The organism is Mycobacterium sp., from assembly GCF_035570115.1.
Classification (GTDB): domain Bacteria; phylum Actinomycetota; class Actinomycetes; order Mycobacteriales; family Mycobacteriaceae; genus Mycobacterium.
This window is the reverse complement of the sequence record NZ_DATMLH010000126.1, coordinates 14851-37108: the sequence shown is the minus strand read 5'-3', so window position 1 is coordinate 37108 and position 22258 is coordinate 14851. Positions and strand designations below refer to the sequence as shown.

Here is a 22258-nt window from a genome sequence, read left to right as displayed (position 1 = left end):
GGTTCGCCGCGCAGCTGCCGTGGCGCCGCCTGCTCTGCGGTTCAACCGGCTTGAGTTCTGGCCCCAAATGTCCCGTCGATTAGGAATGGAGATAGTTACCGATGGAAAAGGCACTCATCGTATCGTCCGACGGACACGCTATGGCGTTGATGCGCGATTACCGGCCCTATCTGCCCCCCGACCTACGCGAGGAGTTTGACGACTTCCTCAAGCTCTACGACGAACGGGGCCAAGGGCGGCGCACCTTTGACCAGTCGTCGCTATCTGCTCGATGCGATCCGGAGATCGTCGCGCAGTGGATGGACGAAGTGTTCGAGCGGCTGGACGGAAATCACAACTCGCAGCGCAGGATCGCCGAACTCGAGGCCGAAGGCATCTCGGGTGAGGTGCTCTTCCCCGACTTCGGGCTTCCGTTCGAACTGCTCCCGCCCTCGCAACTGTTGCTGCCCGAGAACGCTGGACTGCCTCGCCGGACACCCGAGCAGGTCAAGGCGGGAACCTGGGCTCACAACCGCTGGTTGGTCGACTTCATCTCCCCGGCTCCTGAGCGTTTCGCCGCGCTCGCGACGGTGGACTGGGATGACGTTGATTACGCGATCGACGAGATCAGATGGGCGAAGGAGGCCGGCCTGCGGGGTGTTCTGCTTCCCGCGTTCAGCGGCGAGGAGCCACTCTTCCACCCGCGCTTCGAACCGATCTGGGATGTCATCGAAGACCTGGAGCTGGTTGTGAATTCGCATATCTTGCTGTCTACCACCTTGAAGGTCCTCCCCTCAGTTTCCAGCGCGCCCCACCCCGCTTCGGCCATTGCAGTAAACGCGCCGATCAATACCTTCTTTTCCCAGCAGACGCTGACGCATCTGATTTGGGGAGGCGTGCTGGAGAAGCACCCAGGGGTGCGCGCGGCCTTCACCGAACTGGGTTCAGGCTGGATACCCGCTGCGTTGTCGGCTATGGACTACAGCTACAACGGCAGCTACCTGCGCCAAGACCACCGCGAGCTTCTTAAACTGAAACCGTCGGAATACTTTGCACGACAGTGCTTCTTGGGCTCGTCGACATTCTCCCGGGCAGAGATCTCGATCCGGCACACCATTGGGCTCGATAAGATGATGCTCGGCATGGACTACCCCCATCATGAAGGGACTCTGGCCGCGGCCGGGACCACCGAGTACCTGCGGGCAACCCTAGGTGCAGAACAGGTTCCCGTTGAGGAAGCGCGGATGATGCTTGGCGGCACGGCAATCGATCTCTGGGGCCTCGACGCGGCCAAGCTCCGCGAAGTCGCCGATCGCGTGGGTCCCGAATTGGAAACGGTCCTCACCCCGCCCACCGACGATCTCTTCCCCCGCGGCGATGTCCACAAGCCGCTGAGTGCCCTGATCCTGTAATGCGCCATCGCTGAGTGCTGAACTCAAAGGGCAGTACCGTCGAGGCCACCCACCGAACCGAAAGTTACGTTAAGGCAATTCACAAAATACCGACGCCCACGCGACTGTGACACCACTCGATCATCGACGAGAACACCCGGATCGCGCGCGGAGAGGTGTTAAGACAGTGACCGAACCCGCGGGCGCTGACAATGCTGACATCGGCGCGGGGGGCAAAGAACCGTCTCTCCAGCCGCATCCATGCGGGTCGACCGCACACCACAGTGTCTCGCGACCCGGTGATGATCAGCAGCGGCCCCCCCAGCACACGCGTGCGGTACACCAAGGGCAGCGAACGTCCCACTACCTCACGCACGTTGGCCGTTGTCTCCTTCAGCCGCTCATCGGCGACGAGGACGGCACGCTCCGCAGGGCCTGGCGCGTAAAGAGCGCGCCTCGTTCCGGGAATCGTGGTCCGGTAGCCGGCAGGAAGGCGCTCACCACCGCGAGCGGTTCGCACGGGCCACGTCGCCATCATGAAGAACAGCGGAGTCCCCGGCAACGGAAGATGGCTGAATCCCGTCAGGATCGACCCATCAACCGGCTCGACCGAACTGTCTCGCGCGGCTGACACTGCGTGCGCTGCAACGATGGCCGAACCCAGCGAATGGCCCACGGTAACAATGCGATTAGACAATGTGTCAGCCACGCTACCGTGACGCAGCGCCGTCACCACCGCCGCCAGTGCGGCCACGTGGAGGTCCAACGTGAGGTCCGCCGCCGGCGGATGACTGCTCGCGCCGGTGCCGATGCGGTCCAGGGCGAGGGTGGCATACCCGGCTTCCACGGCTGAGCGAACATAGGAATACTTGTCAGGTCGGTGCGGGAAGTCCCAGTAATGGCGGCCGTAGGTGTAGCCAGGCACCAGCACCTGGACGGTGCGCGCGTGCAACTGGTTTGTCCAACTCAGCGTACCGGTGATCTCCAGGCTGTGCCCGCGGACCGACAGCGGCACATTGATGTCTTGCCGGTTCATCCTTATCGGTTCATCGCGATATCTGTGTGCCTGCGCAACGGCCGAGCAGGCGGGTCGGATTGAGACCAGTCTTGGCTAGACACAGCCGCTCTCGTGACTGCGCAGCATGTCCGAGGATTGCCAAGGCCGTCGCGGTGGTGGTGCATTGTCGCAGCTGCAGACCGGGCGTGCGCCCGGTTACCGAATGCTCACCGGCAGGGCCTGCAAGCCCCGCAAAATGGCGTTTGGGCGGAACACCGGCTCGTCAGTGGCCAGCCGCAGTCCAGGCACCCGCGTCGACAGGGCAGCCATCGCGATCTGTGCTTCAAGGCGAGCCAACGACGCCCCAGCGCAGTAGTGCGCTCCGGCAGAAAACGCTAAATGGGGGCCATCGGCCCTGTCCACAATGAACTGGTCCGGATTGGTGAAGCGGGCCGGATCACGGTTGGCGCCGCCGATGAGGATGTTGATCATCTCTCCTTCCTTGACGACCTGCCCGGCCAGTGTTGTTTCTGCCAGTGCGATTCGGCTAGCCCGCTGCACCGGTGTGTCGATGCGAAGCATCTCTTCAACCGCCGAGCGCGCCAGTGACACGTCGGCGCACAGCGCTTTCCACTGGGTCGGCTCGCGCAACAACGCCAGGGTTCCGTTTCCCAACAAGTTCACGGTGGTCTCGTGACCGGCAAAGAACAGCAGCACTACCGTCGCGATCAGCTCATCGTTGGACAGCTTGCCGGACTCGTCCTCGGCGGCGATGAGATCGTCGAGGAAGCCGCCTTGAGGACTGTGCCGACGGTCGGCGATAAGCGCGCAGACGTACTCATTGAGGCGCGTGGCCGCCTCATTGCCGCGCGTGACGACTTCCGGCGACATCGCCGAGATAACCAGGCCCCGACCAAGGTCGGTCGACCAGGTCTTGAATTCGTCCCGGTCCTCGCGCGGCACGCCGAGCAGTTCGCAGATGACATGAACCGGAAGAAGATACGCGAAGCAACTCAGGAAATCCGCGGTCACCGCGGATATCAGGTCGCCCACCAGCGCATCGACAATCGTGGCGATCTGGTCACGCAGACGCGCGACGGCTCTCGGGGTAAACGCCCGCATCACCAGTCCGCGCAGTCGAGTATGGTCCGGCGGATCCAAGTAAAGGATCCACCGTCGCAGCGACTCGTAAAGTGGACCCTCACCGATCGCCTTCTTGACGAGTTGATGGTAGGTGCCGCGACCAAATGTGTTGTCTTTCAGGACACGGTCGCCCAGCTGAAAGGTGGTGACTTGCTTGATCCCACCGACAGTGACGACGGGGCCCGCTTCGCGTAGCAGATGATAGGTCGGGTAGGGGTCGGCAATCACGTCCGGCCCATACAGATCTATCTGCGATAGCTCCTCGACCCCATTCAACGACGGCTCCTCATATCGCGGTATCCAATCGCGATGACGTTGCGCGGTCGTGCACCCCGCGGCCTCCCGATCGGCGGCCACGGGGCTACCGCACATCGGTCACTACCCGATCAGCTCCGAGGTCACCTTCCACAGCCGTTCGGCCGACTCGGGATCGATCGCGTGCGCGGCGACTCCGCTGCGGGTACCGGGTTGGTTGAGTCCAGCCTCCTGGCAGTCCTCGAAGTAACGCCCGCCGACCCCTTCGAGCTGCGGTGAGCTGGCCACGAGAACCGAAGTGGCGGCGCCTTGTTCGGGCGATTTGAATACTGCCGCACCGGAGGCCTCCGCCGCCTTCAGCCGTTCGAGGTCTTCGGTGCCAAGGAACCGCTGCAAGCCCGTCCAGATGCTACCGGGGCTCAGGGCGTTGACCCGGATGCCGTCGTCGGACCAAAGCCGGTCGGCGTGCACGGCGAAGAGCACGTTCGCCGACTTGGCCTCGCCGTAGGCGGCCCAAGTCGCGTACTCCCGGTCGTCCCACTGCAAGTCGTCGAAGTTCACGGGGTTGGCAATGTGGGCAGGCGAGGTCAAGGTGATGACCCTCGCTCCCTTCGCTTCCGCGAGTGCCGACCGAAGCCGCGTGGACAGCAGGAAGTGTCCGATGTGGTTGGTGGCAAGTTGTATTTCCCAGCCCTCGGCGGTGCGACTGAGCGGAGCGGCCATGATTCCCGCGTTGTTGATCAAGACGTGTATGGGGCCTTCCCACCGATCAGCAAAGGCAGTCACCGACGCTGGCGATGTCAGCTCCAATTCCTCGACGAGGATCTTGCCGTTGCCGGTCGATTCGGTGAGCTTTCGAGCCACCTCACGACCCGCCACAGGGTTGCGGACGGCCAGGGTGACCTCCGCGTTCGCGGAAGCCAGCGCCCGAACGGTTTCGACGCCGATTCCCGACGACGCACCGGTGATGACTACGCGCTTGCCGTCGAGATTCACACCGGAGATCACCTCCGCGGCGGTGGATTCTTTGTCAAACGCGGTGACGATCGGGCTACTCATCCCATGGGCCTTTCATGATCGAATTGGTGGACTCGTACAGCGAGAAGTGTTCTCAGGTCGGTTCGAAGGACCCCGGCACGCGTGTCGACCGGCCGTCGGCGATCGTGCATGCGAAACCTCCCTCGCCGTCACCGGCTAGCCGTACGCTGCCGCGGCGGCCCGCCGTCCAACCTGAACCGGTCGTTGGCACAAACGGGTGCCTGTGCCGGCTGATACGACGGTAGCCCGACCGACTGTCATCAGTCAACCCTTTGGTTGAAATGTATCGAATCAGCCTCGCTTCTACCGCGGTCGACGCCTCGCCTAGCACCGAATCCTCCTCTGCTCGTGGAGGATCGGCGGGGTCTAGCAGTGACACGGCCCAGCACACCCGCCGGTGATGAGCGCTGAGTTGCGCAACCCCTACAACGGCGAGGCGGTGGATTCGACGCAAGTTGCGTTCAGCGCAAGCCACCGCGTTGGACGAGTTGGGCAGCAATGACGTTGCGTTGGATCTCGTTGGTGCCCTCGCCGACGATCATCAGCGGCGCATCGCGCAAGTAACGTTCAACATCGAACTCGGTGGAGTAGCCATAGCCACCGTGAATTCGGACCGCGTTGAGCGCAGCTTCCATGGCAACCTCGCTGGCGAAGAGCTTGGCCATGCCGGCTTCCATGTCGCAGCGCTCCCCGGTCTCACATCGGCCTGCGGCGTAAAGAATAAGCTGTTGTGCCGCAGTCAGTTTAGTGGCCATATCGGCCAGATAGCCGCCGATGAACTGGTGACGCCAAATCGGCTTGCCGAAGCTTTCCCGCTCCTGGGCGTAGCGCAAGGCATCCTCAAGCGCGGCCCAACCGACGCCAAGCGCCCGCGCGGCGACTTGGATGCGACCGGTTTCCAGGCCCTTCATCATCTGCGTGAAGCCCTGGCCCTCGGCACCGCCAAGTACCGCATCAGCGGGCACGGGCATGTCCTCGAAGATCAGTTCGCAGGATTCAACCCCCTTGTAGCCGAGCTTGGGCAGGTCTTTGGAGACGGTGAAACCAGGTCCCGGTTCGATCAGCAGGATTGAGATGCCCGTATGCGCGGGGCGTGCCGCCGGATCGGTTTTACACAGCAAGGCAATCAACCCCGAACGACGTGCGTTGCTGATCCACGTCTTTGCGCCGTTGACAAGATAGCCGTCGCCATGGGGGCGTGCGACGGTCGTCATCGCTTGCAGATCGGATCCCCCGCCGGGCTCCGTCAAGGCCATTGTCGCGCGCAGCTCCCCCGTTGCCATCGGTGGCAGATAGCGGTCACGTTGTTCTGCAGTCCCGAACGCCGTGAGCAGTTTGGCGACTACCGTGTGGCCACCCATCGCCCCGGCCAGGCTCATCCAGCCTCGGGCCAGTTCAGCGGTGAGCAGCGCGTAGCAGGGCATCGACACCGGTGCCTCACCCCACGGCTCTGGGATCGCGAGCCCGAAGATCCCCAGCTCCTTCATCTGGTCGATGAGGTGGCCCGGATATGCGTTGGCGTGCTCGAGCTCTCGGGCGACGGGGCGGACCTGACGGTCGACGAATTGGCGGACCGTGTCGATGATGGCGAGTTCCTCGGTGCTTAGCCCAGTCATGGCCCGTTCTCCTCACGTAGCGCCTGGCGGAATAGCCGGGGTCAGATAAGTCGTTTGGCCCGAAGGCCGGCGATTGCGGTATCCGGGCGGTCGAGTTCGCGCAGGATGGACTCGGTGTGTTCGCCCAGCGAGGGCACCGCGCCCATGATCGGTTGCACGCCGTCAATGTCGGTGGGCGGACGCAGGGCGTCGATGGTCCCGCCGGGAACCGCAACGGTGCGCCATCGGTCTCGTCCGACCAATACCGGATGCGCGAGGAAGCCTGCGACGTCGTTGATGCGGGCAGTGGCGACCCCCGCCCGCCCGAGCAGTTGTACCGCTGCCGTCGTGGTCAGACGAGCCAACCTGCCGGTAATCAACGTGTCAAGTGCGTCGCGATGTGTGACGCGCGCCGAGTTGGAGGCAAATCGTTTTTCGGTGGCGATCGATTCGTCGCCCAGGACGATCCGGCATAGCGCCCGCCATTCTCGGTCGTTTTGCACCGCAAGCAGAATCGCGCCGTCGGCGGTGTCGTAGGGGCCGTAAGGAGCGATCGTTGCATGCGCGGCGCCGGCTCGTGACGGCTGCCGGCCGCCGTAGCGCTGGTAGTAGGCGGGCGCTCCCATCCACTCCGCCAGCGCCTCGAACAGCGACACCTGCACTGCCGACACCTCGCCGGTGGTCGCGCGCCGCAGCAAGGCGGTCAGGATGCCCGAGAAGGCGTACATGCCCGCGGCGATATCGGCGATCGAAATACCGACCTTCGCCATATGCGCTGGTGTGCCGGTCAACGAGACAAGCCCACTTTCGCATTGCACCAACAGGTCATATGCCTTGCGCATCGCCCACGGGCCATCGGTTCCCCAACCCGACAAGGTGCAGCTGATCAGGTGGGGATGGCTGCGAGCAAGGGCAGCGGCGTCTACCCCGAGCCGCCCAGCTGCTCCCGGGCCGAGATTCTGCACAAGGACATCGGCGCGCTCGAGCAACGCAGAAAGAATCTCTTTGCCCTCATCGGATTTCACATCAAGCGTCAACGATTCTTTGGCTCGGTTAAGCCAGACGAAATAGCTCGAATTGCCATGCACCGCCTCGTCATAGCTGCGGGCGAAGTCGCCGCCGTCGGGTCGTTCGACCTTGATGACGCGAGCCCCCAGATCGGCGAGTTGGCGCGTCGCATAGGGCGCGGCGACCGCCTGTTCGAGACTCACGACGGTGACTCCATGAAGCGGTGACGTTTTGTGCCGCGGATCCGGTGCTGCCGAAATGGTAGGTCGCGTGCTCACGGTGCCATCATCGCTGATGATGGCACAAACGGTAAAATAATGATTTGTAATGTCACCCATACACCGCTGACATGAGGGGGTGCGCGATGGATCTGCGGCAACTCCACGCGGTTGTGCTGGTCGCCGATACCGGCAGCGTCACCCGCGCCGCTCAACTACTACAGCTAGTGCAACCAGCAGTAACACGCCAAATCCGAAGTCTCGAAAAAGAGTTCGGGGTTGCGTTATTCGACCGCAGCCCGGCGGGCATGCGGCTCACCGAGGCCGGTGCGATCCTGGTCGACCGGGCGCGACGAGCGCTCACGGAGCTTGAGCGTGCGCGCGCCGAACTTGTTCCTGAAGGTAAGTCCGTCACGGGAATGGTCACCATCGGTCTGCTGGATAGCCTGACCGACGCGATCGCTCAACCGCTGGTCAGCACGATGGCGCGCGAGTATCCCGGCATCCGGTTGCGGCTGCTAACGGGTTACTCGGGACACCTACAGGAATGGTTGGACGCCGGCATAGCGGACGTCGCGACGCTCTATGACGTGACCACCTCGACGTCGCTCCATGTGCGGCACATGCTCGACGAGCACTTGTGGGCGGTAGCTCCGCCGGACGTCTGGCCAGATCCCAAGCGACCGGTGCCTTTTGCCGAGTTGGCGCAGCACCATCTGATCATGCCCGCACCGCCCCATGGCCTGCGCACGCTTATCGACTCGGCCGGCGTGACCGCCAACGTTGAACTGACGGTACGCGCGGAGGCCAACACGATGCGGGTGCAGAAACAACTCGTCGCTGCGGGAATGGGCTGGACAGTGCTGCCACACATCGGCGTCGCACGGGAGATAGCCGACGGGGTGCTGACCGGAGCACCGCTCAGCGATCCAGAGCTGCTCCGGTCGATTGTTCTTGCGCGCTCGCGTGGCACCCGAGTGCCGGTTGCCGTGGAGATCGCCACCCAGGAACTCGTTCGCCGTGTCGTTGCCTTGGCAGCCGTCGACGAGGAATCGATGCGCGCCAGATCCACCAAACGATCGGCGCGCACGATACGGCAGAGCTGAGATCCCGCCGCCCACCTGCAGACTCGCCGTGCGCTGCGTCACCAGCGTGGGCGCCCGGTCACTTCAGTCTGGACAATTTCAACCAAATGGTTAAACTTGATGTTCGCGGTCCAACGGCGAATCCAGGGATGAGGTAAGGAAAGTGGCTGCCGTCGATACCGGGATGGCGCGGGTTGTTCGATCGCTTCAAGCCTCGACCGACACCCTCATCGAACGCCAACTCGACGCACTCAAGGCCCACCCACACTATGCCGAGCTGCGAGAGCTGGACCTTCGACAGTCGGCCCGGCGCAACGTGAGTCGGGCGGTGCTGTCTATTTGCGGAGACGCGCTAGACGACCCAGAGCATGACTCCGTGGCCTCGACCGTTATGCACATCGTTCCCGACCTGGGGCCAGAAGAGGTGGTGAGCGCCTACCGTCTGGCCATGGCCGTAATCCGGGACGCCTTCATCGAAGAGGTCACTCGATTTGAGCTTCCGGCTGACATGGCTGCGACAGGCTTACGCAAAATCTGGGAGCTGACCGATCATTACAGCGACCTGCTCGCAGCCGCGCACGGGCACGCATCGCCGCACGGTCAGCCGCACCGCCGGACTCGCGCCCTCTATCTCAAACGGGCTTTCTGTGGCGATTTGAAGACCTCCGACCTGGAGTTGGCATCGGCGCAGCTCGGACTCTCACCCGACGTGACGGTTCGAGTGTTTCGGGTTCGGGTGGCCGGTCTGCCCACCCAGCGGCTGCTGCGCCACGCAGAAGCCCAAGCGCTGGGCTGGCCGTTGGCGCCACTGGTCACTCGAATCGACCATGACTTCGCGGGACTGTCGCAGGACCGCTGCCAGCCGTTGGCGGGGGAGAATCACCTCATCGCGGTCTCCGAGCCGGTGACACTGTCTGGAATTCATCAGGGATACGTCCAGGCCAGCCAGATCCTTGACACCGCCCGCCGGTTTGAGCTGCATGGGGTGATCAGCAGCGCCGACCTGGGCTTGCGGTCCGCGATCCTCGCGATGCCTGCGACCAGCCAAGAGTTGATGGCCAAATACGTCAGCCTGGTAGAGGCAAGCACCCCGATGGCCGGCGATCTGCTGCACACGGTCGAGACGTTCCTGCAGTGTCAGCGCCGCTTCCAGCACACCGCGCAGATTCTTAACATGCATGTCAATTCGTTGCGCCATCGGCTGGAACGCTACCGGGAAATCAGCGGTGCGGATTTAGCCGACACGGAGACGGTCGCTGAAGTGTGGTGGGCCCTGCAGTACCGACGCGCGCTGGAGACCGGCACCGATGTCGTGTTCGAGGATCTGGTACCAGAGCTGTAACAGGCTATGGCGCTAGGGCTGTGACCAGCTTCTGCACCATGCTGGCTTGCTTCTTCTTGAAAGCCTCGCTGTTGGGGTCCATTCCGGTGATCAGCTCGGCGACAAGCGGTGTCAGGTAGGGCGTCACGATGATCGAGTTCAGCGCCAGTGCAACCATTTTCGGGTCGTAGTCCTTGCTGATCTCACCGTTTTTCTGGGCATACTTGAACACGGTTACCCAGCGGGCCCACACTCGTGCCCTGTCGACGTCGCGGCCGTGAGACGTCGTCTGCAACGCCTCCCAGAGCCAAAACCGGATCCATTCCGCGCCGCCTTGACCGAGCAGGCGGTCGGTCTGCGCTTTGACGGCGACGCTCACCGACGGGTGGGGGTCGCCGGCTCCCATCCGCTCGTCCCAGCGCCGGATCAGCTGGTCCAGCACAGCTTCGTACAGGCCTACTTTGCTATCGAAGTAGTAATAGATCAGCTGTTTGTTGACCTTGGCCTTACGCGCGATCGTATTGATCCGAGCACCCGAGAAGCCCTTAGTGGAGAACTCCCGGATCGCGGCGTCCACGATGGCCTGCTTGCGGTGTCCGTTCGTCGAGGTCCCGGAGTCGGCTACTGCCGCAGCCCGGCGAGGCTGGCGCGTCGCTGTCTGCACGGCCTTCGCGGGCGTGCCGGCCCGGCGGGGCTGGCGCGTAGCTGTCTGCGCGGAACGGGTGGCCATACCGGGAGAGTACCTTCAACCTTTCTGTTCGACGGTAAGCGCCAACCCGCGGCCCGGTTTCGATCGACCCCGGGCAGCGGGCGGTTATTGGGCTACCGCCGCCGCAACTCGCCGGGTTGCGTCAGCCCTGCCAACGCTGACACGTCGTCAAGATCCTCAAGGGTCGAGATCACATGCACCAACTCGGCTGTGCGGCCGGCACCCAGCACCGGGGTCACCAGCTGGTTGAACTTGTCGACCAACATTTGATATCCGGCACGCAGCCGGGCCTGCGGAATCGGACGGTAGGGGTTCACGCTTGCCGAGCGTTGCGCACCGTCGCGCAGCCGCACCACGACCTCAGCCGGCCCGTCGACGGCCAGCCGAGGCGAGCCGACGATGTGCACCAATGCGCGGGCACGCCGGTTCGCGCCATCGTTGACCGCCGCATCGGTGAAGCCACTGGGACCGGTACTGACCCGGCGCAGCGCGAGGGCGGCGGCGTGCCGCAAGCTGAACTTTCCTTCGAGACCGGTTTGAGGCTCCTCGATGCCGCACATGGTCAGGAGATCGGGCGCCACCGTCACGTCGACGCGTTCGATCGCGGCGAGGTCGCTTGGCAAGTCGGCAACCGCCTGGCTAATCGAATCGATCGTAGAATGCGTGCCTCCGCAAGCGGCATGGACTTTGAACAACAATTGCGTGACGGCATGATGCCCGTCGAGCATGCGGTTGGGGCGATCAGGGGCGAAATCGTCGATGGCGCTGTGCGTTTCTACGAACCCCTGGCTCCCCTCAAGCGCGTCGGGGGCCGCGGAAAAGCCGGCGGCGGAAAGCTCGGCCGCCAGCAGGCCGTTAGCCGCGGCCTTTCCGGCGTTGAGGTGTTTGGCCATGGTCCCGAAGCTCACCTTGAGCCCAGCGGCCTGGGTCGCGGCCAGTCCCACCGCGGTGATACAGCCCTTTCTGTCCAGGCCAAGCAGTTTCGCGCAGCCGAGAGCCGCACCGAAGGTCCCCACGGTGCCGGTGCTGTGGAATCCACGCCGGTAGCCACTCCATCCGCATGCGTAGCTGATCCAGGCCAGCGCTTGATAGCCGGTCAGCGCCGCCTCGGCGAACCGTGCACCACCGAAATGGTGCTTTTCGGCGAGCGCGAACACGGCGGGCAATATCGCCGCAGAAGGGTGCGTTCCGCCCAATCCCATATCGTCGAAATCCAACGCGTGCCCGGCGGCGCCGTTGACGAGTGCGGCCTGCCGGGCCGACACCACAAGTTCGGTGCCTAACGCGTGGCTAACGGGGGTGCTGCCTTCATCGGCGACAAACTGTTGCAGCAACGCCGATGACGGCTCCGCCGCTCCGGCCACGGTCACGCCAATCCAATCCAGCAAAGCCAGGCGGAAATACTCTTTGACAGGCGCAGGGGTATCGGCGAGATTGCTTGCCGATGCCTCATCGACCACACGGTCCCGCACTGCATTCAGTACCGGGGCATTTTCGCGCGCCGCTGCCGGTATTAGGCCAGCCACAGCTCAGGGCCCTGTTTGAAAATCGCCCGCTGGATCAGGATACGTTGAATTTCGTCGGTACCCCCGCCGATGCGGCCATGCCGAATTTGGTGGTACCAGTGCGCAATTGGGAACTCCATTGACTCACCGATTCCGCCGAAGATCTGCATGATCTTGTCCAGCGAGCGGTGGCCCCAGTTGGCGCCGGCGAGCTTGGCCATCGCCGCGTATGCGCGGACCTCCTCCCCCCGGTCGGCGCGGGCTGCGCATTCGTAGGAGATCGCGCGGATGCTCTTCAGATCCATCAAAACGTCGACAAGCATCCACTGAATGGCCTGCCGCTCGCTAAGCGGCTGGCCGAAGGTTGATCGGCTCTGCACATGTTCGACCGCCATCTCCAAGCCGCGGCTAAGGAATCCGGTTGCCAGCGACCCTCTGGTCAGCCGATCCTGGATCGCCAAGAAATGCTGGCCGAGCGCGAAGCCTCCGCCAACCTCGCCGAGCACCGCATTCGACGCGACGCGCACGTCGTCGTAAAACACCGAGAACTGGTGGGCGCGCTGCGATTGCCAGGTGTGCAGCGGCTGAACGGTGATGCCCGGAGTGTCGGAGTCGACAATGAACATCGTGATCCCCCCGCGCACACGCTTGGCCGGATCGGTCACTGCCAGAACAAGGTGGAAGTCGGCGGTGGCCGCACCCGAGATAAACGTCTTGGCGCCGTTGATCACCCAGGAATCGCCCTCACGCACGGCCCGTGTGCTCATCCCCGCCGGATCAGAACCGGCGCCCGGCTCGGTCTGCGCGTAACAGGCCGACTTCTCGCCGCGCATCTGCGGTAACAGGTAGCGTTCCTTTTGCTCGTCGTTGCAGAAGTACAGCACGTTGACCACACTGACCACGGGCAGCGGCACAATGCTGCGATTGAGCTCCTCGGCCAGCACAAATTCGCCGAGAACCCCCATCCCCAAGCCCCCGTACTCCTCGGGCAGCGTCGCCGTCGCCAACCCGCTGGACTCGGCGACCGCCGCCAGCCGATCCCAGTCCTTCTGCTCGAGCGTTCCGTCAACCAGGGTTTCGACGCTGATGCCGCCCTTACCCCCGCCCCGGGGCCAGGCCGGGTTGTTCGCAAGAAATTTGGATTCAAGCGGTATGCACTCCCGGTTGACGATGTCGCGGGCAAGCTGTTTCAGCTCGACGAGCTCGGGTGGGAGAGTGAACAGCGACTCGGGAAGCGTGTAGTTCACCTTGGGCTGCTGCTCAACTGCGAAAGACATTTGCCTCACCACGATTCGGTTTGTTTGCGCGGCGCGCGAAAGCGGCGCACGTCCTGCGATGTTAACCGAATGGTTGACATCTGCCAAGAGACCGGGGCGCGGCGAAGTACGTTGACAGCAGGTCAACCAAATGGTTGACTTTTGAATGGTCGGACCTGCGCCGCCGCTTGGCGTACGCGTGACAGGTCCCGCCGTTACGGACCAGAGAGCCGAGGTACTCGTGGCCGAGCCGCAATTGGACGACCCACCGACGCGATTTCCCGCGGCGATGGATCGTGATTACCCCATGCTCATCGATGGACAACCCGTATTCGGCGACGACGGCGATGTTTTCCAATGCATCGACCCCTACGAAGACGCGGCATGGGGCCGTGTTTATGCCGGCCAACCACGCCACGTCGACGCCGCGGTGGCAGCTGCGCGACGGGCATTTGATGACGGGGAGTGGTCTCGCACCACACCAGCCGACCGGGCTGCTTTGTTACGCCGACTGGCCGAGCTCATCGATCGGGACGCAGGCGACCTTACCCTGTCGCAGATCCACGAAAACGGCAAGCTTATCGGCGAGATGTCAACGGGTGTTGCGGGATTGGCGATGCAGGCGCGCTACATCGCCGACCTTGCAGAGGCCGACGAGGATCTCGTCGTGCAAACCGGTATGCCAAAGATGAACACCTCGGTGAGGCGGGCGCCGGTCGGGGTGGTCGCCGCCGTCACCCCGTGGAACTCACCGCTGACCTTGCTGGGCTGGAAGCTTCTGCCGGCACTGGCGGCCGGCTGCACGCTGGTCATCAAACCTTCCGAGGTAACGCCGACCTCGACGCTGCGCATGGCGCAGCTATGTCTGGAGGCCGGACTCCCGGCAGGGGTGGTCAATGTCGTTACCGGCTTCGGGTGTCCCACGGCGCAAACCCTTATCAACCATCCCGGTGTGGACAAGATCGCTTTCACCGGCTCCACCCGCACCGGGCAGGAGGTGGCGCGCGCCGCGGCCGACGGGCTCAAACGCCTCACCCTCGAGCTTGGCGGCAAGTCGCCGCAGATCGTATTGCGCGACGCCGACCTGGACAGCGCCGTACACGGAGTGATGTCGGGCATCTTCGCCGCGAGCGGTCAAACATGCCTGGCGGGTTCGCGGGTTCTGGCGGAGGCGCCGATCTACGACGAATTCGTGGCGCGGCTGGCCGCAGCCACGTCGTTGCTGATCCTCGGGGATCCGCTCGACCCGACCGTCGACGTAGGGCCGCTGTCCAACCGCCGCCACCTGCAGACGGTGCTCGACTACCTGGAACTCGGCCGGCGCGAAGGCGCCGCCATCGCCGCCGGGGGTCGCCGGGCGTCGGGCTCGACCGAGCTTGACCGCGGCTACTTTGTTGAGCCGACCGTCTTCGCCGACGTCGACACCGACGCACGCGTTGCGCGTGAGGAGATCTTCGGTCCCGTCGTCGTGGTGTCACGATGTGACGATGAAGACGACGCGATCGCCAAGGCCAATGACACGGAATTTGGCCTCGCGGCTGGAGTTTGGACACAGAACCAGGCCGCGGCCGATCGGGTGATTCGTCGGGTGCGCGCGGGCACCGTCTGGGTCAACACCTACCGGGTGCTGCACCTGGCCATGCCGTTTGGGGGATTCAAAAAAAGCGGAATCGGCAGAGAACTCGGCGCCGATGCACTTGCCCCGTATTGCGAAATCAAATCCGTGTGGCGGGATCTGGGTAATCCCCAGAACTTTGGTCGTAAACCGAGTTGAAACTGCGCCCGGCACCGATCGCGATTAAAGGAGTCCGTTGTACATCACACCAGAGATCCGCAACCTCATCGGCCACAAAGGCCCGCTGCGCTCTGCGGTCGATCCGCTCTGCCACGACCGGCTGCGCCGGTTCAACCATGCCGCCATGGAACCCGACATTCCTTCACCGCCGAGTGAACAACCCCATTGCCGAAGCGAGTTGGCTCCTCCGTTGTGGCCGCTGCACGCTTTCGTCCGCCTGGCGGACGAGCCGGATCCCCTCGACGCGCTGGCCGACGATCCCGACCTTGACGGCACCTACGGCGCCGGGGAGACCGGTTTGCCGCCGATCGACCTGCCCCTAACCCGCATCCTCAACGGCGGTGTCTCCGCGGAGTTCTTCAGCCAGGCAGAACTCGGCGACATCGTTGAGGCGCAAAGCGAATACGTCGACATCACCGAGCGCGAAGGCCGCAGCGGCCCCATGGTGATCGTCGCGATCCGCACGACGTACACCACACGCACGGGTCGACTGTTGTGTCGCGTCACCAACTCCCTGATCAGGCGCTAGCAAGCGGCTCGGAGGTTACATGCCAACCACATCACAGTGTCCTGTCCTGGAGACCATTGAGGTCGGCCAGGAACTGGACCGGCTCACCCGTGGCCCTTTGCTCCCACCGCATGTGATGCGGTGGTCGGCGGCCACCGAGAACTGGCACCGGATTCACTACGACCGGCCCTACGCGTTATCACACGAAGGCTTGCCCGGATTACTGGTGAACGGCTCCTGGAAACAGCACTTCGTAGTGCAGGTGCTCCGGCGCTGGGTCGGCACGTCGGGATGGGTGTGGACCGTGGATTTCCAATTCCGCGGCATGAATCTGGTCGGCGAGACGCTGACCGCCTGGGGACGCGTGCGTGACGTGCAGGGCTTCGGTGAATACGGCGTCGTTGCACTAGACACCGGCATCATCAACCAGGAGGGAACCGAATCCACCCCGGGCAGCGCACGAGTCGTTGTCCCACGTCGGGGCGGACCGGCCATTCCCGTCGACAAGGTCGCCCTGCTCAAAGGGCTCACCAGGCAATCGTCCGCGACCGGATAGGCGTCGACATGCATGTCCACGAGCTGGCAGCCAGGACACTTCACGCGCTCGGCGTTGACACCCTCTTCGGGCTGATCGGCGACGGCAACCTCTACATGGTGGACGACTTCACGCGCATGCTTGGCGGCCGATTCATCGCCGTTACGCACGAGGCCAACGCGGTGTTGGCCGCATCGGGCTACAGCCGAACCACCGGTCGGCTCGGGGTCGCCACCGTCACCCACGGACCGGCGCTGACGAACACCATCACGGCGCTGATCGAAGCGGTTCGTGCCCGCACACCGCTGGTGCTGGTCGCCGGCGACACCGCCGTCATCGACCGCGACAACCTGCAGAAGATTGATCAGCGCTCCGTCATCCTGCCGACGGGAGCGGCGTTCGAGCAGGTCCGCTCGCCGGAAACATTGGTCGCCGATTTCGTCTCGGCGTTTCGCTGCGCCGAACTGCAACGCCGTCCGGTCGTTGTCAATATTCCCGCCGACTTTATGTGGCGCGACGCCGATTTCCATCCGCCGCAACCATTGCCGGTGATTCGGCAGGCGATCCGGCCCAGCGAGGACGCGGTCGATGCCGCTTTGGGCGTCATTGCCTCGGCGCACCGACCTATCGTGCTGGCCGGCCGCGGTGCGACATCGGCCGCGGCGCGCACCGCGGTGCTCGGTTTCGCCCGCAGGATCGGCGCGCCGCTGACCACCACGTTGCAGGCGCGCGAGCTGTTCGCCGGCGAACCCGACAACCTCGGCATCTTCGGCACACTGTCGGACGACATCGCCGTGGACGCCATCAAACAGGCTGACTGCGTGGTGGCCTTCGGCGCAGCGCTCAATCGGTGGACAACCGGCGAAGGTTCGCTGTTAGACGGGGCGCGGGTGGTTCAGGTCGACCTCGATGCGGCCGCGCTTAATCACCATCGCAGGGTTGATGCCCCGGTCCATGGCGAGGCGGCCGCGGTCGCCGACGAGTTCGTGCGCATCCTCGACGAAGGATCTTTTACCCCAACTGATTTCGCCGATCGGATCGGCCACCCGGCCACCCACAGGGCGGCCACGAAGAGCGCCCACCAACGGGCCGGAACGCTCGATATCACCGAGGCGCTCCGCGTCATCGACCGACGATTTCCGCGCGAGCGCAGCCTGGTGCTCGATGCGGGCAGGTTCTTTCACCACGCCGCGTTCAACGTTCGCACCGGGGAGGTCAACTCCTACGTTCACACCTTGGAGTTCGGCTGCATCGGCCTGGGCATGGGCAATGCCATCGGAGCGGCGGCCGGAACTCCGGGCACGCCGGTGCTGATGATCAGCGGCGACGGCGGCTTCATGCTCGGTGGTCTGGCCGAGTTCAACACCGCGGTGCGGCATCGGCTCGACATCGTCGTGGTCGTCATGAACGACAACGCCTACGGCGCTGAGTACATCCAATTTCGCAACAAGGGACTCGATGCGTCCATCTCGACGTTCGACTGGCCCAACTTGGCCGACGTTGCTAACGCACTCGGGGGCATCGGCTATACCGTGCACACGCTCGACGAACTGGAAGCCACAATGGCCGAGCTGCATCACCGCGACCGGCCTGTACTGATTGAGGTTCCGCTGGATCCCGATGTCATCCCGTCGCCCTATCACTAGCGCTATCAACCACCCACTGTTCAGTCAGGTCACTTGAAGGAGGTCGTCCGATGAGCCTGGATATTGCCATTGTCGATAAGCTCGGATCGCGTTTGGCTGATGATGTCGTCATGGCCGGACTGCCGGCACCGGGCCGATGTCGAATCCTCATGGACGTCGGCGGCACTCGGTTCGGCGTGAGTTGGGATGCCGACCATGACTTCGAGATCCGCGCCGCCCCTGACATCAACGACGCGTGGGACTTCGGCTTTACCGTTCCCGCGTCGGCATGGGAGGAGTTCGCCAAGCCGAGCCCAGCGCCGCTGAACAACACCGCGCAGGCCCTTGTCGCCCAGTTCAGCGACACGTTGATCTCCGGCGACCGGGTCAAGTGGGCGCAATATGCGCCCTTCGTGGAGCGAATTCTTCTCTGCCTCAAGCCAACCCGTGATCGTGGGCAACCGCCGCAGCTACCGCGAAAGAGTGCCATCACCGCCAGCTACATCACCATCGACTACCAACAAAGCCAATACCGACTGTTCTATGAGGAAGCCGGCCAGGGTATCCCGATGGTCTGCCTGCACACCGCCGGCTCAGACTCGAGGCAGTACAAGTATCTGCTCGAGGATCCCGAACTGCAGGCCGACTTCCGGATGATCGCTTTCGACATGCCCTGGCATGGTCGCTCGATGCCCCCTCGGGGCTGGCGAGGCAATCGCTACGAAAACGACATCGACTGGTACATGGGAATTATTCGCGGCTTTACCGCGGCCATGGAACTGCCGGAAAAGCCTGTGCTCGTGGGTTGTTCGATGGGTGGATCGGTCGCCCTGGTGATGTCGGGAACCTATGGAGAGGAGTGGCGCGCGATCTGTGCGCTCGAAGGCACCCTCGGCGGAAACCCGCACGCTCCCTCGCGTCGAGGCGTTTGGACCCGACACCTCGAGGTCGACCACAGCATGTTCCTCAGCACCTGGGTGGCCGGGCTGATGTCCCCCGATAGCCCACAGGATCTGCAGGACGAGGTGCTCTGGGAGTATGGACAGTCCGGGCCGGGTGTGTACAACGGCGACGGCGCCATGGTGACGTCGCTGCAGCGGATCGGCCCCACGCTGACCGAAGCAAAGTGTCCGCTGTACGTTTTCTCCGGCGAGTATGACTATTCGGCTACGCCAGCGCTGAGCAAGGCCGCCGCGCAGCAGTTGAACGGTGAGTTCATTGCGATGGTCGGTAAGGGCCACTTCCCTATGGCCGAAGACCCGGTGGGGTTCAAGCAGTACTTCCTGCCCGTGCTGGAGAAGATCAAGCGGCTTTGACTCGAGGAGGCGATCGGATGCGAGCAAGTTGGCCCGCTTTGCGAGCGGGGGTAATCCAAACACGTGGCGGCACGATGTTCACCGGAGTCGTGTGGGGCGAAGTGCTGCTTCCGCATGCTGATGGCGCTGGCGTTAACAGGGTGACGTTCGCACCCGGTTCGCGCACCTTTTGGCACCGCCATTGTGGCGGCCAGATGCTCATCGGTTGCGCGGGCAGCGGCTTGGTCGTGACACGCGACGCCGTGCAAGCCATTACCGACGGTACTGTCGTGCATGCCTTTGCCGGCGAGATCCATTGGCATGGAGCACTGCCGGACACGTTCATGTCGCACAACTCGATCGTGCTGGGCGGCGACACCGAATGGCTTGACGAGGTCAGCGAGGAGGAATACCGCTCCGCGGTAACGAAATTGCCTGCCCACAGCGCCGCGTCCAGCGACGCCTGAGCTGGTTCACGACCGATGCTACGCGGTCACGCTGGCTTGGCGCTGGCGCAGTAGCTTCTTATCGACTTTGCCGTAGGCCGTGACTGGAAGGTCCTCGACCAGGTGGATTTCCTTGGGACACTTGTACGACGCGAGGTGGGCGCGGCACGCTGAGCGGATCTCCTCGACGTCGCCACCGCTACCCGCCGCGGGTACCACGAACGCCACCACCCGCTCGCCCCAGTCATCATCAGGCAATCCGACTACCGCGACTTGTGCTACCCCCGAACATGTTTGGACCACCGATTCCACCTCGGCGCTGTAGACATTCATGCCGCCGCTAATGATCATGTCGTTCATCCGATCAAGCAGAAACAGATACCCGTGTTCATCGAGGCGACCGACGTCGCCGGTGTACAGCCAGCCGTCGCGCACCGTGTCGGCGGTCTTTTCCGGCATGTTGTGGTAGCCGCGCATGACGTAGGGCCCCCTGGCCACCACCTGCCCCGACTCGCCCGGGGCAACCGGGTCGCCAGCGGCGTCCACCACGGCCAGCTGCATGAGCGTGGCAACCTGTCCGCAACTGCTGAGAAGACCCGGCCGTGTCAGGTCATGGTCCTCACGGCGCAGCCGGGTGATGAAATCCGGCGCCTCGGATTGCCCATAGAGCTGCATGAAAACCGGACCGAACAGTTCCAGGCCCTGGGTGAGCTTGTCTAGTGCCATCGGCGCCGCGCCGTAGAGCAAGGTTCGTAGCGATGAGACGTCAAGTTGTCGTCCACGTGCCCGGTCCAGAAGTCGGTAGATCATGGTGGGCACCATGAACACGATGGTGATCCTGTCCTGGGTGATGCGGTCTAGGACCAGCTCCGCGTGGAATCCGGGCTCGATGTAGAGCGTGGACCCTTTGAGCATCGCGGCCTGCGCCAGAAAGCCGGTGGCATGCGGCAACGGCGAGACGATGAGCATCCGCTCATCGTCGCCCAATCCCAACTCGATCAGGTGCGCGATCGCCGACCACGCCAGCGTGAGTTGGGTGTGCACCACACCCTTTTGCCGTCCCGTGGTTCCCCCGGTGTAAAGGATCATCACCGCGTCATCGACGCCCACGGATACCTCCGGCGGGCCCGCTCCCTCGGGGATTGCGGCGATGGCCTCGGTCCACCCCATGGCGCGTGGATCATCTGGTTCGGTGTTGTCGACGCAGATTAGCCGAACGAGTTGCGGAGCAGTGGCTGCGGCTACCCGAGTGAACAGCGCACGATCGACCAGCGCCACCGCCGCGCCACTGTCGTTGAGGATGTACTCAACCTCGTGTGCCGAAAGCATAGCGTTCAGAGCGACTTTGGCCGCCCCCACCCGAATGACAGCTTGGTCGGCGACAATCCATTCGGCTCGGTTGGACATCGCTATCACCACCGGGTCGCCGGCCCTCACCCCCGCGTCGTGCAGGTATCGGGCCAGCCGGTTGGCGTCATCGATGATGTGGCGATATGTCCACATCGTGTCGCCGGTGACGACAGCTGGCCGGTCACCGTAGCGATCCAGTCCGTTGATGACCAGATCACGCAAAGTCGGCGAGTCGGTTGACGTCATCGTCAGTATCCGGTCGACAGCGGTTGTGCTACACGCTGCTTGGTGACACGTGAGCGGATTTCACCGAGCTCCTCGACCACCAGGCGCACCTCGTCACCGTCTTTGAGCCATCCCCTGAAATGCTCTGGATCAGCAGCAAAATGCTCGAACAGGCAGCCCGTGGGCACGGTTCCCGAGCCGATCACATCGCCAGGGCGCACGCGGGTTCCGCGCGACGCAAATGCGATCATGTCCGGGAAACCCCAATCGATTTCGTCCCAACTGCCGCTGCTGACCAACTCGTCGTTGACGTAGGCATGCATCGCGAGCTTGAACGCCTTGTTACTGCGGAACTCATCCAGTTCGTCGGCGGTCACCACAAACGGCCCGAAACCATTGGCAGTGTCCTTGCCCTTAACCGGGCCGAATAGGTCGCGTTCAGCCATTTGGATGTCACGAGCGCTCCAGTCGCAAAAGATCGTGTAGCCGAAGATGTGGCTTTCTGCGGCGCCTACCGCGATATCGCTGCCGCCCCGCCCTATTACCGCCGCAATTTCCAATTCGAAGTCGAACTGCTCGGTGCCCGGCGCCATCGCCACCTCTGCTCGCGCCCCTACCGAGGCAGCGGGGTTGCTGAAGTAAAAGGGCGGGAAATCGGTGAAACGCCGGTCGATCACGCGCCCGGTGCGCGCGGCGCAATTGCGAAGGTGCTGAACGAATCCAGCGCAGTCGCGGATCGACCTGGGCTCCAACGGCACCTCGATGCGTACTTCAGACACCGGCGCCACATGGTCGGCGGCGGCAAGCAGCGACTCGCCAGTGGCCGCGATCACCTGCGCACCGGCGTCAAGCAGATCCAGCAGAGTCCTACCGGGCGCGAGACCGCGAACGTGCTCGTCGACGAGCACGCCAACGCGTGACACGCCATCGCTGTCGGTGTAACTCATCCACCGCACAAGTCACCTGCTTCCTAACCGCA

General features: G+C 63.6%; 19 protein-coding genes. 9 read left to right on the top strand and 10 right to left on the bottom strand.

The annotated features are described in order from the left end of the window. The first annotated feature begins 101 nt into the window (after window positions 1-101). Window positions 102-1391, top strand: coding sequence for an amidohydrolase family protein (locus tag VNW74_RS11870; RefSeq protein WP_325676977.1), 1290 nt, complete (start codon window positions 102-104; stop codon window positions 1389-1391). Window positions 1392-1470: 79 nt separating this feature from the next. On the opposite strand, the gene VNW74_RS11865 is transcribed toward VNW74_RS11870, so the two are convergent. The 5 genes from VNW74_RS11865 to VNW74_RS11845 form a co-directional block, all read right to left on the bottom strand. Continuing rightward, complete coding sequence (locus tag VNW74_RS11865) at window positions 1471-2406, bottom strand: alpha/beta hydrolase (RefSeq protein ID WP_325676975.1); 936 nt, start codon at window positions 2404-2406, stop codon at window positions 1471-1473. A gap of 177 nt (window positions 2407-2583) precedes the next feature. Beyond that, window positions 2584-3867 (bottom strand): cytochrome P450, encoded by a 1284-nt coding sequence (locus tag VNW74_RS11860; protein WP_325676973.1) that lies wholly within the window; start codon window positions 3865-3867, stop codon window positions 2584-2586. A 21-nt stretch (window positions 3868-3888) separates the two neighbouring features. Continuing rightward, window positions 3889-4824 carry an SDR family NAD(P)-dependent oxidoreductase gene (locus tag VNW74_RS11855; RefSeq protein WP_325676971.1) on the bottom strand — a complete coding sequence of 312 codons (936 nt, stop codon included), beginning with the start codon at window positions 4822-4824 and terminating at the stop codon, window positions 3889-3891. A gap of 440 nt (window positions 4825-5264) precedes the next feature. Further along, on the bottom strand, window positions 5265-6419 hold the full coding sequence (locus VNW74_RS11850; RefSeq protein WP_325676969.1) for an acyl-CoA dehydrogenase family protein: 1155 nt from the start codon (window positions 6417-6419) through the stop codon (window positions 5265-5267). A 41-nt stretch (window positions 6420-6460) separates the two neighbouring features. After that, the gene (locus VNW74_RS11845) at window positions 6461-7666 is read right to left on the bottom strand and encodes a CaiB/BaiF CoA-transferase family protein (RefSeq protein ID WP_325676993.1); all 1206 of its coding nucleotides are present in this window, start codon (window positions 7664-7666) and stop codon (window positions 6461-6463) included. Window positions 7667-7770: 104 nt separating this feature from the next. Here VNW74_RS11845 and VNW74_RS11840 point away from each other — a divergent pair, with 104 nt between their 5' ends. Next, entirely contained in the window at window positions 7771-8730 is a 960-nt protein-coding gene (locus tag VNW74_RS11840) for a LysR family transcriptional regulator (protein WP_325676967.1), read from the top strand. Between the two features lie 142 nt (window positions 8731-8872). After that, window positions 8873-10051 carry a PucR family transcriptional regulator gene (locus VNW74_RS11835; protein WP_325676965.1) on the top strand — a complete coding sequence of 393 codons (1179 nt, stop codon included), beginning with the start codon at window positions 8873-8875 and terminating at the stop codon, window positions 10049-10051. 4 nt (window positions 10052-10055) lie between these two features. On the opposite strand, the gene VNW74_RS11830 is transcribed toward VNW74_RS11835, so the two are convergent. From VNW74_RS11830 to VNW74_RS11820, 3 genes are all read right to left on the bottom strand, one after another. Next, a complete protein-coding gene (locus VNW74_RS11830) occupies window positions 10056-10760 on the bottom strand; it encodes a TetR/AcrR family transcriptional regulator (protein WP_325676963.1) in 705 nt (234 codons plus the stop codon). A gap of 92 nt (window positions 10761-10852) precedes the next feature. Next, window positions 10853-12211: an MmgE/PrpD family protein gene (locus tag VNW74_RS11825; protein ID WP_325676961.1), complete on the bottom strand. Its 1359-nt coding sequence runs from the start codon at window positions 12209-12211 to the stop codon at window positions 10853-10855. Between the two features lie 41 nt (window positions 12212-12252). Beyond that, window positions 12253-13521, bottom strand: a complete 1269-nt coding sequence (locus VNW74_RS11820; RefSeq protein WP_325676959.1) for an acyl-CoA dehydrogenase family protein — start codon at window positions 13519-13521, stop codon at window positions 12253-12255. Between the two features lie 220 nt (window positions 13522-13741). Between VNW74_RS11820 and VNW74_RS11815 the strand changes: the two genes are divergently transcribed. From VNW74_RS11815 to VNW74_RS11790, 6 genes are read left to right on the top strand one after another with little or no spacing between them, the layout of a single operon-like run. Next, window positions 13742-15274, top strand: a complete 1533-nt coding sequence (locus VNW74_RS11815) for an aldehyde dehydrogenase family protein (RefSeq protein WP_325676957.1) — start codon at window positions 13742-13744, stop codon at window positions 15272-15274. A 37-nt stretch (window positions 15275-15311) separates the two neighbouring features. Next, window positions 15312-15824 (top strand): FAS1-like dehydratase domain-containing protein, encoded by a 513-nt coding sequence (locus tag VNW74_RS11810; protein ID WP_325676955.1) that lies wholly within the window; start codon window positions 15312-15314, stop codon window positions 15822-15824. Between the two features lie 19 nt (window positions 15825-15843). Continuing rightward, the gene (locus VNW74_RS11805) at window positions 15844-16359 is read left to right on the top strand and encodes a hypothetical protein (RefSeq protein ID WP_325676953.1); all 516 of its coding nucleotides are present in this window, start codon (window positions 15844-15846) and stop codon (window positions 16357-16359) included. A gap of 8 nt (window positions 16360-16367) precedes the next feature. Next, a complete protein-coding gene (locus VNW74_RS11800) occupies window positions 16368-17984 on the top strand; it encodes a thiamine pyrophosphate-binding protein (protein WP_325676951.1) in 1617 nt (538 codons plus the stop codon). A gap of 50 nt (window positions 17985-18034) precedes the next feature. Continuing rightward, window positions 18035-19279 carry an alpha/beta hydrolase gene (locus VNW74_RS11795; protein WP_325676949.1) on the top strand — a complete coding sequence of 415 codons (1245 nt, stop codon included), beginning with the start codon at window positions 18035-18037 and terminating at the stop codon, window positions 19277-19279. A gap of 17 nt (window positions 19280-19296) precedes the next feature. Further along, window positions 19297-19725: a cupin domain-containing protein gene (locus VNW74_RS11790; protein WP_325676947.1), complete on the top strand. Its 429-nt coding sequence runs from the start codon at window positions 19297-19299 to the stop codon at window positions 19723-19725. Window positions 19726-19743: 18 nt separating this feature from the next. Here VNW74_RS11790 and VNW74_RS11785 read toward each other — a convergent pair whose 3' ends face one another. Both VNW74_RS11785 and VNW74_RS11780 read right to left on the bottom strand, forming a co-directional pair. Next, window positions 19744-21300 carry an AMP-binding protein gene (locus VNW74_RS11785; protein ID WP_325676945.1) on the bottom strand — a complete coding sequence of 519 codons (1557 nt, stop codon included), beginning with the start codon at window positions 21298-21300 and terminating at the stop codon, window positions 19744-19746. Window positions 21301-21302: 2 nt separating this feature from the next. Next, window positions 21303-22226 carry a fumarylacetoacetate hydrolase family protein gene (locus VNW74_RS11780; protein WP_325676943.1) on the bottom strand — a complete coding sequence of 308 codons (924 nt, stop codon included), beginning with the start codon at window positions 22224-22226 and terminating at the stop codon, window positions 21303-21305. Between the last annotated feature and the right edge of the window lie 32 nt (window positions 22227-22258).